Origin of the sequence: Sporosarcina sp. FSL K6-5500, from assembly GCF_038005665.1 — a bacterium.
GTDB classification, from domain to species: Bacteria; Bacillota; Bacilli; order Bacillales_A; family Planococcaceae; genus Sporosarcina; species Sporosarcina psychrophila.
Map to the genome: position 1 here is coordinate 1 of NZ_JBBOTP010000001.1, position 16,140 is coordinate 16,140.

The following is a 16,140-nucleotide window of genomic DNA, read 5'->3' on the forward strand; positions in this document are numbered from 1 at the left end:
CTTCAGCTTAATGGTTGGAAACCACTACGTTCGTTGGACACTTCGGGATAATGGTTGGACACTTCAGCTTAATGGTTAGAAACCACCACGTTTGTTGGACTAGTTCGGCGTAATGGTTGGACACTCTACTGCGTTCGTTGGACACTTCAGCATAATGGTTGGAAACCACCGCGTTTGTTCGACATTTCGACGGAATGGTTGGACACTCTACCGCGTTCGTTGGACTCTTCAACATAATGGTTGGACACTCTACCACGTTCGTTGAACACTTCAGCTTAATGGTTGGAAACCACCGCGTTTGTTGGATAGTTCAGCTAAATGGTTGGGCACTCTACCGCTCTCGTTGCATAGTTCGGGAACAAGGACACCCCAAAAAAAGCACCAGCCGAATTGCAGCCGGTGCTACCAATTAAAACTTCGATCCAGTATCTCCGAACTCTTGAAGCAGTTCTCCAAAACTTTTATTTTTCTCACGTTCTTTGCGTTCAAGGCGAATTTGTTCTTGGCGTTCCTCTTCTTTCGTCTCTTCAGCAGCTGACAATGCCTTTTTTGCCGCTTTCAATTTTTCAAGAATATCATCATCAAGTGCATCGGAAAATACCGATCCTTCATTGTCTCTTTTTTTCGGCTGAGGTGCAGTTTGTTTACGTTTTTTCGCCATTCATATCACCTACTCTCGTTCATTATCGTGTAACGATTGTTGCGACTCCCTGTCCCCCACCTATGCATAGCGTGGCAAGTCCGGATTTCACATCACGACGTTTCATCTCATGGAGAAGTGTAACTAGGATGCGTGCCCCACTAGCCCCGATTGGATGACCAAGTGCGATTGCACCGCCATTAACATTCAGTTTTGATGCGTCAAATTCAAGTTCTTTTCCGACCGCGATTGACTGTGCTGCAAATGCTTCGTTCGCTTCTATCAAATCAATTTCGGATAGTTGCATATTGGCTTTAGTGAGTGCTTTTTTAACGGCTTCCACAGGACCCAGACCCATAACTGAAGGATCGACGCCCGCATTACCATTCGCTACGATTGTTGCTAGTGGCGTCAAGCCAAGCTCGTCTGCTTTTTCTTTCGACATAATAACGAATGCTGCTGCACCGTCGTTAATACCTGAAGCATTTCCGGCTGTTACACTGCCATCTTTTTTGAATGCCGGTCGCAGTTTACTGAGCTTGTCTGCAGTTGTTCCGGCTTTGACGTATTCGTCTTGATCGAAAAGGATAGGATCGCCTTTTCGCTGCGGGATTTCAATCGCAACGATTTCTTCTGCGAAAGTTCCGGCTTCAATTGCTGCCGCCGCTTTTTGTTGTGATGCTGCCGAAAATGTATCTTGCTCTTCACGGGTAATTGAATATCGATCACAAAGATTTTCTGCTGTGATGCCCATATGATAATCATTGAATGCACACCAAAGTCCATCTGAAATCATACTGTCGATAATTTTTTGGTCCCCCATTTTAAAGCCTTCTCGGCCATTTTTCATTATGTATGGGGCTTGGCTCATGTTTTCCATACCGCCTGCGACAATAATATCCGCATCTCCTGCAATAATTGCTTGACGTGCAAGATGCACAGCTTTCAATCCAGAGCCACAAACTTTATTAATTGTCAGAGCAGGAACGGTTTCAGGTAGTCCCGCTTTCATTGCCGCTTGTCGCGCCGGATTTTGACCTAATCCAGCCTGTAGGACATTCCCCATGATTACTTCGTCAACGCTCTCTGGTGCCACCCCTGCACGTTTCAATGCCTCTTTAATAACTGTCGCCCCAAGATCTGTTGCCGGTATATCTTTCAATGAACCAAGGAACGATCCGATAGCAGAACGAACCGCACTGATGATTACGACTTCTTTCGACATTTCTTTTCCCCCATTCCCTTATTTAAGTTGCCTGTATATGCATCCCTTCATTACAATATACTAGAGGAGGGATGATATGTTCATTTTACCAAACAACGTCACAATAATCGAGGTTGGTCCACGCGATGGGCTTCAAAACGAAAAGAAACATGTCAATGAAAATGATAAGCTAGCATTTATTGAGGCTTTACAAGGGGCAGGCATTCAAGAAATGGAGCTAACTTCGTTTGTATCACCGAAATGGGTGCCGCAAATGGCGGATGCAAAAACGATTGTAGAAAAGTCAAAAAAGGTCGGCAGGCAATTCGTCCTTGCACCGAATGACAAAGGTGCCGAGCTTGCAATTGAAGCTGGTGCGACCAGTATTGCCGTGTTCGTTGGGGTGAGCAATACATTTAACAAAAAAAACATTAACCGAACAACCGCTGAAAGCATCGATGCGCTTCAGCCCGTCTTTGCGAAATTAAAAATAAATGACGTTTTTATACGGGCTTGTATTTCAACTGCGTTTTATTGTCCGTATGAAGGGAAGATAGAGATAGAGGATGTCGTCGCACTTTGTAAACGATTTGTCGCCATGGGTGCGAACGAACTTAGTGTCGCGGATACGATTGGGAAGGCGAATCCCCGTGAAAGTTATGAGTTATTCAAGACATTGAAAGAAGAATTTCCAGACGTACTGTTGACAGCTCATTTCCACGATACACGCAAAATGGCGATAGCAAATATTTTTGCTGCGCTACAAGCAGGTATCAACCGTTTTGATACGTCTGCAGGCGGCTTGGGTGGCTGTCCATTCGCACCTGGTGCAACAGGCAATGTTGCGACTGAAGATGTTGTCAACATGCTCGATACGCTCGGCATCGAAACCGGTGTCGATGTAAAAAAAGTTTGTCAAGCAGTCCAAGTGATTGCGCCGCATGTGTCACGGCCAATTGACACAGGAATGTACAGATTGTTTGAGAACGATCAACTGTAAAGGGAGTTGAGTGGGTTGAAACGGCGCGTTCTTTATATAACCGGTGTGATCTCTAGCATTGTTACAGCGTTACTGAGCATTTTCGGATTTCTCGCAACGAATAGACTGATGTTTTTGAAGTTGAAGGATTCCAACTTTATTTTAGAACGTGAAATTATTTCGAAACGGTTCGATGAACATTGGTATGAAACAGTGCGCAAAGACAATATGTGGATTGAGTCACCAAACGGTTATTTATTGAAAGCGGTCTTTCTGAAACCACTTGAAACGGCTAGAACGGTAATCATTTGTCACGGCGTAACGGAAAATAAAATCAATTCAATGAAATATGCCCGTCTTTTTGAACGTCTTGGATTTAATTCTGTCATCTATGATCATCGACGACATGGTGATTCAGGAGGAAGGACGACAAGTTTTGGATATTATGAAAAGATTGATTTACAGGTAATTGTCCGTGCGGTACGGGAACGAATTGGAAAGCGAGCATTGCTCGGCATCCACGGTGAATCAATGGGTGCTGCAACGACGATATTATATGCGGGAACCTTTAAGGATGAAGCAAATTTTCATATCGTCGATTGTCCGTTTTCTGATTTCTCCGAGCAGATTCTTCATATTTTACGGACAAATACACCTATACGATCATCAATGGCTCTACGTGTTGCCAACGTCTTTCTTAAAATGCGCGATGGCTACACCCTGAACCTTGTCTCTCCGCGAGAAGTCGTCAGAAACATTACTAAACCGGTTCTGTTCATCCACAGTTTGGAAGACGATTTCATCCTTCCCTATATGACAGAGGAATTGTACGAAGCAAAGCAAGGCGACAAAATGTTGAAACTTTTTAAAAAAGGTGCCCACGCCAAATCGTTCAATGATAATCCTGTGCAATACGAAAAAACAGTACAGGTATTTCTAGGACGGTTTAAATTTAGAGATTGAAGAAATAAACAAGTTATGAACCATTGAACTGTACCCCGAATTTCGGACACTTTGAAAAAAGACCCGAAATTCGGGGTTTTTGTATAACTTTTTTTTGCGGGACAAAGCGTAAATACTTTGCTACCGATCATAAATGCCCCGCTATCAATCATATCCTATGCGAACCAATCATTAACTATCCACAGCCAATCATATCTTATGCCAACCGAGCATTAACGGCACACGACCGATCATATACCACGCCTACCGAGCATTAACGACACACCACCGATCATATCCCACACCAACCAAGCATTAACGGCACACGACCAATCATATCCCACGCCTACCGAGCATAAACTTCACACGACTGATCATACACCCGAGCGTTTACTTATCCTCAGTAGGAAATCAATATATTCCTAGACAACAAAAAACCATCTTTCCTGTCAAGCGTTCAACAGAAAAAATGGCTTATTAAGTGATCGGTAGAAAGTTTAAGTAATCCGAGTAAATTTCAGGTGAAAGATTAACCTATGTATAAAAATTTGCAGGCTTTCCTTTTCACTAATCCTTTACAACCCAATTAATAACGGGTATTACGTAATTACTTTTTAACCTTTTTATCTTTTTTGTCACTTACTTTGTTCATTTGGTTCATCATTTGATTGATTTTTTTCTGTGAGGGTTTTTGTCCCATTTGCATCATCATCATACGTAACATGTCTTCATTAATCGGTGGGTTATCTTTCAAATATTTCATCATATATTGACGTGCAATGAAAAATCCGAGGGCCACACCTGCTAATAGCGCGACGATGATCAAAACGATCCACCATACTGTAGTCATCCGCTATACCTCCTCTACTTCAGTTATTCGATTTTACTCTACCATGATGGATTATACAACATTGCACTAGTGAATAGCAATGGACCACAATTAAATATTCTAATCATCGCATAATAGCATTTCTTACTTCACACTATTTAAACAGACAAAATAGACCCTATTTTTGAGATTTGGGTCCTTTTTGTCCCTATCCTATAAATATCATGTCAAAGATATGCGGCTTCTTCATATGAACGAAAATCAGTCGTTTTGACCGGTTTCAGCCATCCCCATTCCCCGTGCCCATCCATAACAGCGAAGAAGCGATCTGCCGCCCCAGATAAGGCAACAAACAAATCTAAATCGAGCATGCGGGATCCGTCGCAAAAGACATTAAGCGAATACGATGATAACGAAATAAGAATGGATCCTTTGACGGGATGCGTCAGTTTGTATTCCCCATTTCGGGATTCAATCGACGTAAATCCTTCGCCAAGGTTTGCAATGATAGCCTCATCAATCATTTTCTCTTCAAGCCTGTCACATAAGTAATGGACTTCAGGCATACAATCATTATTCTGCTCGTCTTCTTTTAATAGGTCATACAACAGCCGTTCACGTCCAATGACGAATGGCTGGTACATTTCTTTCACTTTATAAATTCCGTATGATCGCAATATCGCCACCCCCTAGAGATAATCCTACATGGTTTGATATAAAAAGGTTGTCATATTGCGGAATAGAACTGCACTATTATTGTCGGAAAAGATGGATAACTAAAAATTCTGTCAAGTAGTCTTGAAAAACAGTCCCGATTGCCAGAGTTTCTTCGGCGATCGGGACTGTTTCATTTATTTTTAGTTGTTGATTAACATTTTCACAGTTGCAAGAACATTGTCCTCTGTGAAACCAAATTCTTTGATGACAGTATCTCCAGGTGCACTTGCTCCGAAAGTATCAATCGCAATGATCGCGCCTTCGTCACCAACATATTTATGCCACCCTAATGAAACACCCATTTCGATACCAAGACGTTTTTTTACGTCTTTCGGCAATACGCTTTGTTTGTAAGCATCGTCTTGCTTCTCAAACAGGTCCCACGAAGGCATTGAAACAACAGTAACATCGATTCCTTCAGCTAATAGTTTCGCCTGTGAAGATACCGCTAAGCTAACTTCAGAACCGGTTGCAATTAAAATTGCGTCCGCTTGTTTTTTGCTTGCAGGGGATACGATGTAAGCTCCTTTTTTGACGCCTTCCATCGCAAGTTCAGCTGACTTCGGAAGGACAGTCAAGTTTTGACGAGACAATACTAGTGCAGTTGGCGAGTTCTTCGACGACACTGCAATATTCCAAGCAGCTGCAGTTTCGTTAGCGTCAGCCGGACGAATAACTGACAATCCAGGCATCGCACGAAGCGCAGCAAGTTGTTCAACTGGCTCATGTGTAGGACCGTCTTCACCAACAGCTACGCTGTCGTGTGTAAATACGTATGTGACAGGTATACCCATCAGAGATGAAAGTCGGATTGCGGGACGTACGTAGTCACTGAACACGAAGAATGTCCCACCGAATACATGTAATCCGCCATGTAAAGTCATTCCGTTTAACGCCGTTCCCATTGCAAACTCACGAACACCGAACCAAATATTACGGCCGGAATAATCAGTAGCAAGGAAATCTCCTGCTCCTTTAATTGTCGTCTTGTTAGAACCTGCAAGGTCCGCACTTCCACCAAAGAACGAAGGAAGCTGTTTAGCAATCGCATTGATAGCGTCACCAGATGCAGAACGTGTCGCGTGAGATGAACCCGCTTCATACGTCGGCAAAGATTTTTCAAAGCCTTCAGGTAGTTTACGCTCGATTGCATCTTTCAATTGCTTCGCAAGATCCGCATGTGTCGTTTCGTATTTTTCAAATAGTGCGTTCCATTCCTGTTCTTTTTGCACGCCCAATTTCTCGGCAGATTCTTGGAATGTTTCATAGACGCCTTCAGGTACATGGAAATCTTCTTCGAACGTCCATTTATAATATTCTTTTGTCAATTTCATTTCATCTTCACCAAGTGGCATACCATGCGCATCTGATTTTCCAGATCTGTTTGGTGACCCGTAACCGATGACCGTTTTAACTTCGATCATTGTCGGACCTCCGACATTGCCTTTAGCTTCTTCGATAGCTGATGAAACGTGGCCAATGTCGTTACCGTCTTCAACACGGATGTAATTCCAACCATATGATTCAAAGCGCTTACGAATATTTTCAGAGAAAGACATGTCAAGCTCGCCGTCTAGTGAAATATCATTGCTATCATATAGGACAATCAGTTTATTTAACTGCAAGTGACCTGCAAGTGAAATTGCTTCAGCAGCAACGCCTTCCATGAGATCGCCATCACCGCATAGAGCATATGTGTAGTGGTCGACAACGTCAAAACTTGGTTGATTGTACGTTGCAGCAAGGTGTTGTTCTGCCATTGCCATTCCGACTGCCATACCAATACCTTGTCCAAGTGGGCCAGTTGTTGCTTCGACACCGACTGTATGACCGTATTCGGGATGTCCCGGTGTTTTAGAGTTCCATTGTCTGAAGTTCTTGATTTCATCCATCGGAAGTCCATAACCACCAAGATGAAGAAGACTGTATAAAAGCATTGAGCCGTGTCCTGCCGAGAGAACGAAACGGTCACGGTTAAACCACTGTGGATTTGAAGGGTTGTGATGCATATGCTTCGTCCAAAGCGTATAGGCCATTGGAGCAGCCCCCATTGGTAAACCTGGGTGTCCAGAATTCGCTTTTTCGATTGCGTCAATAGAGAGCGTACGGATTGTGTTAATGGCTAGCTGATCAATTTGTTTAGTCATTGTGTACATCCTTCCCGTCATATGTAATTATCTACATATCTTAGTTTAGACAATTCGTGCAGTTAATGCAAAGCTCAGTTTAGATATTTTCCGCCACGGGCGTCTTTCACCTTATCAGGTGTCACATCATTGCCTTCAGTATCAAGAACTTTGACATTCTCAATTGTATTGCGCATTGATGAACGAAATGTCTCTAGATATTCTTTTCGCAGTTGTGTCTGTTCTTTGGCTTCTTCGACCGACAGACCTGCCGTCTTCGATTTTTTTGATAGTTCATTAATTCGTTTCATTTTATCAGCTGATAGCATATTATTTCCTCCATTATAGTTTATGACTACAAACGTATACAAAAAGAGCAGAAAGTGCAATAAATCAGCCTTCCTGCTCCACCTCATATTCTTTATACCTGCGATGCACGGTCGCTTTACTAATATCATGCCCGAGTCCTTTCAAGACACCAGTAATTTCTTCATAGGTTAGTCCTTTGTCCCTCAATGAAACGATTTCAGCTATCGGCACTTCAATCCGTTCACGACCGTCCACGTTACCCCTATTTTTCAAGTTACGCTCGGGTCGATAGCCCTCCCTTACTGCGCGTTTCATGCCCCTTTTGATTTTGGCGTTATGTAGTTTGCGCTGGTACTCTTCGACGATAGCTAAAATCTCAAGTAACATTGTATCCATTTCATTGAGTGCTATAGGTCCGCTATCATTATGTGAATAAATCGCCGTGTCCGTTTTTGCCAATAGATGTAAAACTGCCATCCTTGCATTTCCACGTCCAAGTCTTGTTTCGTCTTGGATTAGGATTGCATCGACTTCCTCGTCACGGATGTAATCCAGCAGACTTAGAAGCCCCTCACGGTCAATGTCAAAACCGCTATGCTTATCCATAAATGTCGCGACATGTTCGAGACCGAGTTCAGTTGCCAAGTCCACAAGCTCCTCTTCTTGCCTCACCAGTGACATTTCCTGCGTTTCTTTCTCAGTGCTCACCCGGCAATAGATGACACATCTTTTATAGTGCCCTGTCATCGATTAACACCCGCCAGTTGTGTATTGTTTTCCCCCACAGTCCGTACAGCAGGCAAAAGTAGATCCTCGCCTCTTTTTATTGTAGCAGATGATAGGTCATTCAATTTTATCACTTCTTTGATCCATTTATCTGTAGACATATTATCCGAGTGAAGATAAGCGAGACCCCAAAGCGTATCCCCTTCAGTAATTGTTATTTTCGTGACCATTTGTTCCTTCTCGTATTTACTTACACCTATAATTGCAAAAACCATACATAAAACGATAATAAGTACAACATAGCTATTTCTTTTAATAAAAGTCATCATTACTCCCCTTTACGAATACTTGTTCGGAATGCTTGTTCTCATTATAGAAAAGGAAAATGAGTTTGTCAACACTTATTCGAACCTGTGTTTGCCATTTATACAAGAGACTGATATAATGAATCTATCGAAAAGACTAGATTGTCGGGAATTTATTTTACGACTTTCGGAAATTAGCAGAATATAAGGTGAGAGGTGAATAGGATGCAAAAAATTTCAAAAAGACAGGAAGATATTTTATCTTTCATTAAATCTGAAGTGAAGAAAAAAGGTTATCCACCATCCGTGAGAGAAATTGGCGAGGCTGTCGGTTTGGCATCAAGTTCGACTGTTCACGGGCATTTAGCGCGATTGGAAAGCAAAGGTTTCATTAGAAGAGACCCGACAAAACCGAGAGCAATTGAAGTACTCGATCCAGAAGGCTTAGAAACGTTGAAACCCGGCGTTCTTCACGTACCTCTTGTCGGTAAAGTTACGGCTGGTCTTCCAATTACAGCTATTGAAAATATCGAAGAGTACTTCCCACTACCTGAATCTTTTGGTACATCGGAAGACAATCTGTTCATGCTTGAAATAGTTGGTAACAGTATGATTGAGGCCGGAATTTTGAATGGCGACTATGTTGTCGTTAAACAACAACAGACAGCAAATAACGGCGAGATTGTCGTGGCAATGACCGAATACGATGAAGCTACAGTGAAACGTTTCTTTAAAGAAAAAGATTATTTCCGTCTGCAACCTGAGAATGCTTCAATGGATCCAATCATCCTTGATAACGTATCAATTTTAGGTAAGGTAGTTGGCGTTTATCGTATGATTCATTAATTCTAAGTATGCAAAAGGGCTGTTTCCTTCGATTGAAGGAAACAGCCCTTTTTATTTGTAGCGTTGACGTGACAGTTTTCGGCTTTGCCGTGACAGTTCACCGTCTTGCCCTCACAGTTTCACTGATTGCCGTGACAGTTCGTTACATTTAATTCCCGATTAAGTTTTCCTTAACTAGTTTACCGATTGAGGACAACACAGCTACTTTTACATGCTCGTACGTCAAGCCACCTTGGACATACGCCGTATAGGGCGGTCTGATGGGGCCGTCTGCCGTCAGTTCGATGCTGGAGCCTTGGATGAATGTCCCTGCCGCCATGATGACATCGTCGGTGTAGCCGGGCATATACGACGGCTCAGGGGCGTAGTGCGCATTGATAGGCGAGTTTTCTTGAATTGACCGACAGAACGCAATCATTTGATCGGCATTTTCAAAGGATACCGACTGAATTAGATCGGTTCTTTTTTCTGTGTAATGCGGCGATGTGTTGAGTCCGAAACTTTCTAGAAGTGCTGCGGTGAAAAGCGCTCCTTTTACGGCTTGACTGACAACATGTGGCGCTAGGAAAAATCCTTGGTACATTTCCCGCAGCGTATCCAGCGATGCCCCGGCTTCTGCCCCTAGACCTGGTGAAGTCATCCGGTATGCACACTTTTCAACGAGGTCTGCACGCCCAGCGATATAACCACCCGTTCTTGCGAGACCTCCACCTGGATTTTTGATCAGTGAACCTGCCATTAAGTCAACACCGACTTGAATCGGCTCTTGTTCCTCGACAAATTCGCCATAACAGTTGTCGACAAACACAACGAGGTCAGGATTGATGGCCTTCACTTTACGAACCATTTCACCAATTTCATCCACCATGAAAGATGGACGGTCTGAATAGCCTTTTGACCGCTGGATACCAATCATTTTCGTCTTACTGTGAATGTTTTTAGCGACTTCTTCAAAATCGACTGTACCATCTTCATTCAAATCGATATGTTTATAGGTGATGCCATAATCATGCAGTGAACCCGTGTCTTTCCCTTTTCCAGAAACAATGGAGTCCAATGTATCATAAGGTTTCCCTGTAATATAAAGGAGCTCATCACCTGGTCGCAGGATTCCGAAAAGACTGATTGAAATAGCATGTGTTCCAGATATAATTTGATTGCGTACTAGGCAATCTTCTGCTCCAAAAACGTCAGCGTATACTTGTTCCAATACATCTCGGCCCGCGTCATCATAGCCGTAACCTGTTGAACCAGTCAGGTGAAAATCGCTCACCGTATTTTTACGGAACGCAGCGAGTACTTTCCGTTGATTGTAAAAGGCAGTTTTTTCGATACCTTTGAAAAATGGTGCAAGTTTCTCTTCGATCGCTTCCGCATTCTCAAATAAAAGGTCGTCTTGTTCTGTAAACATAATTGGTATTCCTCATTTCATTAAATAGTCACTTCATTATCTTATCAGTCTGTCCGTAGAGGTCAACGTTTACAAGGTTTTCGTCATTGATTATTAATTGTTATCTGTTAGAATTCTTAAGGGTATATTGAATGGAGGAAATGAAGTGGCTTGGGATGTTTTTAGTTTTATCGGTACGGCAGCATTCGCTATCTCGGGCGCAATTGTTGCGATGGAAGAGGAATATGATATTTTTGGCGTTTATATATTGGGTATGGTCACTGCTTTTGGCGGTGGTGCAGTTCGTAATGTTTTAATAGGTGTGCCTGTCTCTGTATTATGGGATCAGCAATTCTTATTTTTTGTAGCAAGTATTTTGATAACCATTATTTTCTTTTTTTCTAGGTATCTTCTTTCACATTGGAATAGATGGGGAAATTACTTTGATGCAATCGGATTGGCTGCATTCGCCATTCAAGGCGCCATGCTTGCCATATCACTGAACATGTCAATTTATGCAGTTATGGTTGCAGCAGTTCTAACGGGAGCAGGTGGTGGTGTCATCCGTGACTTGCTCGCAGGAAGGAAGCCACTCGTCTTCAAACGGGACATCTACGCAGTGTGGGCAGCACTTGCCGGCCTTATAGTCGGCCTCGGGCTATTCAAGAGTGATTTGGCACTTTATGCGTTACTTGTGATGACAGCCGGTCTACGTATTTTCTCGCTTGTTTTCCAATGGAAATTGCCAAATGGAAAAATTCATTAAAACCAAAAGCGGAACGGGGATTTTACTCCCTGTTCCGCTTTTGGTTACGTCTAGACTTCAGCGCCTAGAGGCTCGGTCATAAGTCGGTCCAACTATGCGGCAAAGAACGCCGCTTCGTCGGCACGTCTTATGTCTGCCGCCTCTGACCAGGCGCTTTCGCTTTTGGTTATTCCGTTTCGTCTTTTAAAATTACCGGTTTCGTTGGGACATATGTGGAGATCGCATGTTTATAAATTAGTTGTTGCTTGCCGTCCGACTCAAGCAAGACGGTATAATTGTCATACGATTTAATAAGTCCTTTCAATTGAAATCCATTCAGTAAGAATACTGTTACAAATGTATTATTCTTTCGTAACGAGTTTAAAAACGTTTCTTGCATGTTAACCTGTTTCATACGCCGAATCCTCCAGTTGTCATAGCTATATTTCTAGTGCTCCACTTACTTTATTCGACCCAGATTATCGAAACCCTTCAAGATTGCCAAAATTCTATTTATAATTTCAGTAGTTCCCAATTCTGCATCGAACCAGCTGATGTCCAGTTTGTTGCGGAAATAGGTCATTTGCCGTTTTGCGTAGTTACGCGTATTTTTTTTAATTAATTCAACAGCGCCGTCTAGTAACAACTTCTCTTCAATATATTGATGAAGTTCTTTATAGCCAATCGCTTGTACAGATTGTACGCCACGAATTTCTTCATCCCATAATCGTTTCGCTTCCTCTAGAAGACCTTTCTCCATCATTATGTCGACACGGAGACCAATCCGTTCATAGAGCACATCCCGGTCCATTTCAAGACCAACAATGAGATGGTCATAAAGAGATGCGTGTCCTGCGTCGTCTTCATGATCTTCCTTTGTTTTACCTGTCACTTCAATGATTTCAAGCGCTCGAACAAGCCGGCGATGATTATTCGGGTGAATTTTTTCAGCACTCACCGGGTCAAGCTCAACCAGTTTTTCATACAGATATGCGGCCCCTTTTTCAGCAAGTTCCTGCTCCAAGCGTTTCCTTACTTCTAGATCCGCCGCTTCTTCTGTAAAACGGAAATCGAACAGTACGGATTGAATGTATAATCCGGTACCACCTACGATGATTGGAGTTTTTCCACGGCCCTGTATATCTTTTATCCACTTTCGTACATCCGTTTGGTACTCTGCAACAGAAAAAGGTTCATTCGGTTCTTTTACATCGAATAAATGATGCGGGATGCCATTCATCTCTTCTTCTGTGATTTTGGCTGTCCCGATATCAAGCCCTTTGTATACTTGCATCGCATCACCATTAATGACTTCCCCGCCAATTTTTTTGGCAAGTTCAACACTTAACGACGTCTTTCCAGATGCTGTTGGTCCGACGATTGCGATTACTTCAGGATATTTGCTCATTTTTTTCAATCCAGTCATAAACGGTTTTGAATACGTGTTGACGGTTCTTTTCATGGAGCATTTCATGCCTGCCACCTTCGAACAAAAGTACCGTAACATCTTCTAGGCCCGCCTTATTGTATTGCTTTGCTACACTCCAAACCCCTTTTCCACTGTCACCTACCGGATCTTCACTCCCTGAAAAAAGGATAATAGGAAGTTTTTTAGGGATTTTATTTATTTCATCTATGTCATGGATTTCTCCAAGTCCTTTGAATAAATCCGCAAAAAAACGTGTGGTTGGGACTACTCCACAAGCGGGGTCAATCAAATATTTCTCAACAGCTTCAGTATCGGTAGAAAGCCAGTCAAATGGCGTTTTCGGTTGATGAACCGACTTATTGAAACCACCAAAAACGAGTTTGTTTAGGAAATTATCTGGCTGATCAAAACCGTTTTTCTTGCCGTGCAGATAAGCAACTGCCTGCCCTGCGAAGCGGCTTGCACCAGGGTCTCCGCCTGTCCCTGAAAATATTGCCAGATCAACTTCACTGCCATGGAGTTGGACATATCTCCGCGCGACGAACGATCCCATACTATGACCGAACAGAACGAAACGCGGGGATGGATACTGCTCCCGAAGTTTCGAAATGACTTCGAAAGCATCCTGAACAACGTGGTCAAATCCGTCCTCATCGGCAAAATGCCCTTTTATTCCGTTCATTTTAGCCGTCTTGCCATGTCCCCGGTGGTCGTGACCAGATACGATATATCCTTTCTCCACGAGATAGTATGCAAATTCTACATATCTGCCAATATGTTCGGACATGCCGTGAAGAAGATGGATATGTCCAATCGGATTACCTTCTGGTTTCATCACGATGGCATGAATTAAAAAACCATCTGACATTTCAAGTGTCGCTTCTCTCATTGGAATGCACCGTCCTTCGCTTTTGTCTCAATAAATATGAACATTTTGATAGGGAATATCAAGTACCAGTCACGTTTCCACAACATTTAGTAATGCAAATTACCTCTGTAGACCGGTTAGAGGTCTCTGACGCTAAGTTTCGAATCCTTGGGCTAGCGACTCAAACAATCCACGTGTACATGCATTCAGCACGATTACACAGGTAGTACGAATATATACTTCCTCAATCTGCTTACTACATCACTCGTTTGAACATTTTTTCCAGTTCATACGTCGTGAAATGGATAAGCACTGGCCTGCCATGTGGACAAGTAAATGGATTGTCGACTGCAGATAGATCATTCAACAGCCTTTCCATATCTGCTAGTGTCAAATGGTGATTTGCTTTGATGGAGCGTTTACAACTCATCATAATGGCTGCTTCTTCACGCAATTTACCGATATCAATTTTTCGTGTAGTCAACACTTGCTCAATAATATCTTCGATGATAACCGTCTCTTCTCCTGTTGGAAACCAAGATGGATATTCTTTTACCGCATAGGAAGAAGGTCCAAACTCCTCTAGGAAGATACCGACTTCCTGCAACATACTCATGTTTTCCTCAATTTTCGTTTTCTCGTCTGCTGAGTAATGGAACATAAGAGGAATTAGTAACATTTGACGTTCTTCATTATCCGTCTCACTCAATTTATCCCTAAAAAACTCATACTTTATTCGTTCTTGGGCTGCATGCTGGTCAATCATGAAGAAACCGTCTTCATTTTGCGCAACAATATAGGTACCATGAACCTGCCCTACTGGCGCTAGAGCCGGGAATTTTTTATCTACTTCTTGTTGTTCAACTTCTTCTAGGGCAATCTGCGGTTCATTGACCATCCAAGGCGTTTGTTCAACGGGATCATTTTCAGGAAGATCATAAGAATCGTACGTTGGTTTTTCTAGTGGTTGCATTGACGGTACTGACGGTGCTGCCACTGTTGTTGGCCTTTCTGTTCGGAATTGATTCCACATATTTACTTGTTCAGATTGATTTTTCTTGGCAGGTTCTTTTTTTATAGCGTCAGGAACGATTGTGTTTTTCCGAATAGCCTTCTGAATAGATTCTTTAATGAGCGCCAGTAACTCGCCCTCTTTACTCATGCGGATATGTTGTTTGGAAGGATGCACATTGACGTCTGTCAAATAGGGATCCCCTTCAACGTTGATAACCGAGATTGGAGAGCGTCCAATCGGCAAATACGTATGGAATGCATCTAGAATTGCATGATTGATCGCATTGCTCTTCACCCATCTGCCATTGACGATTAACGTCATATAGTTTCTTGACGCACGTGTCATTTCGGGCAATGTTACATGACCCGAAACTTTGTAATCCGCATTCTCACCCGCGAAGCTCACCATTTTACGGGCGACAGCTATACCGTAGATATCTGAAAGTACACGGCGTTGATCTCCGCTTCCCGCTGTCTGCAATAGTACTTGACTGTAATGCGAGAGTTTAAACGCAATTGTAGGATGGCTTAGTGCAAGTCGATTGACGAGATCGATTGTATGGCCCAGTTCTGTTTGAATTGTTTTCATATATTTTAGGCGTGCAGGCGTATTGAAAAACAATTGAGAAACAGTAATGTCCGTTCCTTTGCGGAATGCCGCATTATCATGTTTGACAAGTCGACCTCCGTCAATTTGGACTTCTGTGCCTTCTGTTTCTCCGTCAGAAGTCCACATAATTATCTTGGACACGGATGCAATACTCGCAAGTGCTTCTCCCCGGAACCCAAGCGTACGAATTCGGAATAAATCATGGTCATTTGATATCTTACTTGTTGCATGCCGCTCAAACGCTTGAACAGCATCTTTTTTAGACATGCCATTGCCGTTATCTGTTACACGAATTGTCAGTAGACCGGCTTCCTCAAGTCCAATTTCAATCACAGTACTTTCTGCATCAATCGCATTTTCAACGAGCTCTTTCACGATGGAAGCAGGACGTTCGACGACTTCGCCCGCAGCGATTTTATTGGACAGCGTATCGTCCATCACTTTGATGATGTCTATCGGTC

The 16,140-nt window shown here is 42.8% G+C and carries 17 protein-coding genes; 4 read left to right on the top strand and 13 right to left on the bottom strand.

Annotated elements, in window-relative coordinates; translation table 11 throughout:
* Positions 1-409: 409 nt before the first annotated feature.
* Both MKX62_RS00005 and MKX62_RS00010 read right to left on the bottom strand, forming a co-directional pair.
* The gene (locus MKX62_RS00005) at positions 410-661 is read right to left on the bottom strand and encodes a DUF3886 domain-containing protein (RefSeq protein WP_067211039.1); all 252 of its coding nucleotides are present in this window, start codon (positions 659-661) and stop codon (positions 410-412) included.
* A gap of 22 nt (positions 662-683) precedes the next feature.
* Entirely contained in the window at positions 684-1,865 is a 1,182-nt protein-coding gene (locus tag MKX62_RS00010) for an acetyl-CoA C-acetyltransferase (RefSeq protein ID WP_340740375.1), read from the bottom strand.
* 76 nt (positions 1,866-1,941) lie between these two features.
* On the opposite strand from MKX62_RS00010, the gene MKX62_RS00015 reads away from it, so the two are divergent.
* Entirely contained in the window at positions 1,942-2,844 is a 903-nt protein-coding gene (locus tag MKX62_RS00015; RefSeq protein ID WP_187045351.1) for a hydroxymethylglutaryl-CoA lyase, read from the top strand.
* A gap of 15 nt (positions 2,845-2,859) precedes the next feature.
* Positions 2,860-3,786, top strand: coding sequence for an alpha/beta hydrolase (locus tag MKX62_RS00020; protein WP_340740376.1), 927 nt, complete (start codon positions 2,860-2,862; stop codon positions 3,784-3,786).
* 586 nt (positions 3,787-4,372) lie between these two features.
* Here the strand turns inward: MKX62_RS00020 and MKX62_RS00025 are convergent.
* From MKX62_RS00025 to yneA, 6 genes are all read right to left on the bottom strand, one after another.
* Positions 4,373-4,615, bottom strand: a complete 243-nt coding sequence (locus tag MKX62_RS00025) for a YneF family protein (protein ID WP_067211048.1) — start codon at positions 4,613-4,615, stop codon at positions 4,373-4,375.
* Between the two features lie 206 nt (positions 4,616-4,821).
* Positions 4,822-5,271 (bottom strand): sporulation inhibitor of replication protein SirA, encoded by a 450-nt coding sequence (gene sirA, locus MKX62_RS00030; RefSeq protein ID WP_067211050.1) that lies wholly within the window; start codon positions 5,269-5,271, stop codon positions 4,822-4,824.
* 180 nt (positions 5,272-5,451) lie between these two features.
* Entirely contained in the window at positions 5,452-7,458 is a 2,007-nt protein-coding gene (gene tkt / locus MKX62_RS00035; protein ID WP_338655923.1) for a transketolase, read from the bottom strand.
* 74 nt (positions 7,459-7,532) lie between these two features.
* A complete protein-coding gene (locus MKX62_RS00040; RefSeq protein WP_067211055.1) occupies positions 7,533-7,766 on the bottom strand; it encodes a DUF896 domain-containing protein in 234 nt (77 codons plus the stop codon).
* 64 nt (positions 7,767-7,830) lie between these two features.
* Positions 7,831-8,493 (bottom strand): YneB family resolvase-like protein, encoded by a 663-nt coding sequence (locus tag MKX62_RS00045; RefSeq protein ID WP_067211058.1) that lies wholly within the window; start codon positions 8,491-8,493, stop codon positions 7,831-7,833.
* Positions 8,490-8,798 (bottom strand): cell division suppressor protein YneA, encoded by a 309-nt coding sequence (gene yneA / locus MKX62_RS00050; protein ID WP_067211060.1) that lies wholly within the window; start codon positions 8,796-8,798, stop codon positions 8,490-8,492. Before yneA ends, MKX62_RS00045 begins: the two co-directional genes overlap by 4 nt.
* Before the next feature lie 204 nt (positions 8,799-9,002).
* On the opposite strand from yneA, the gene lexA reads away from it, so the two are divergent.
* Positions 9,003-9,623, top strand: coding sequence for a transcriptional repressor LexA (gene lexA, locus MKX62_RS00055; protein WP_067211062.1), 621 nt, complete (start codon positions 9,003-9,005; stop codon positions 9,621-9,623).
* A gap of 148 nt (positions 9,624-9,771) precedes the next feature.
* On the opposite strand, the gene MKX62_RS00060 is transcribed toward lexA, so the two are convergent.
* Complete coding sequence (locus MKX62_RS00060; RefSeq protein WP_340740377.1) at positions 9,772-11,034, bottom strand: methionine gamma-lyase family protein; 1,263 nt, start codon at positions 11,032-11,034, stop codon at positions 9,772-9,774.
* A 145-nt stretch (positions 11,035-11,179) separates the two neighbouring features.
* On the opposite strand from MKX62_RS00060, the gene MKX62_RS00065 reads away from it, so the two are divergent.
* The gene (locus MKX62_RS00065) at positions 11,180-11,779 is read left to right on the top strand and encodes a trimeric intracellular cation channel family protein (protein WP_067211066.1); all 600 of its coding nucleotides are present in this window, start codon (positions 11,180-11,182) and stop codon (positions 11,777-11,779) included.
* A 166-nt stretch (positions 11,780-11,945) separates the two neighbouring features.
* On the opposite strand, the gene hfq is transcribed toward MKX62_RS00065, so the two are convergent.
* The 4 genes from hfq to mutL form a co-directional block, all read right to left on the bottom strand.
* Positions 11,946-12,173 carry an RNA chaperone Hfq gene (gene hfq / locus MKX62_RS00070; protein WP_067211068.1) on the bottom strand — a complete coding sequence of 76 codons (228 nt, stop codon included), beginning with the start codon at positions 12,171-12,173 and terminating at the stop codon, positions 11,946-11,948.
* Positions 12,174-12,218: 45 nt separating this feature from the next.
* On the bottom strand, positions 12,219-13,166 hold the full coding sequence (gene miaA / locus MKX62_RS00075) for a tRNA (adenosine(37)-N6)-dimethylallyltransferase MiaA (protein WP_340740378.1): 948 nt from the start codon (positions 13,164-13,166) through the stop codon (positions 12,219-12,221).
* Positions 13,150-14,076, bottom strand: a complete 927-nt coding sequence (locus MKX62_RS00080; RefSeq protein WP_067211071.1) for an alpha/beta fold hydrolase — start codon at positions 14,074-14,076, stop codon at positions 13,150-13,152. The genes miaA and MKX62_RS00080 overlap by 17 nt, the downstream gene beginning before the upstream one ends.
* A gap of 235 nt (positions 14,077-14,311) precedes the next feature.
* Entirely contained in the window at positions 14,312-16,135 is a 1,824-nt protein-coding gene (gene mutL, locus MKX62_RS00085; RefSeq protein ID WP_338656809.1) for a DNA mismatch repair endonuclease MutL, read from the bottom strand.
* Positions 16,136-16,140: the final 5 nt, after the last annotated feature.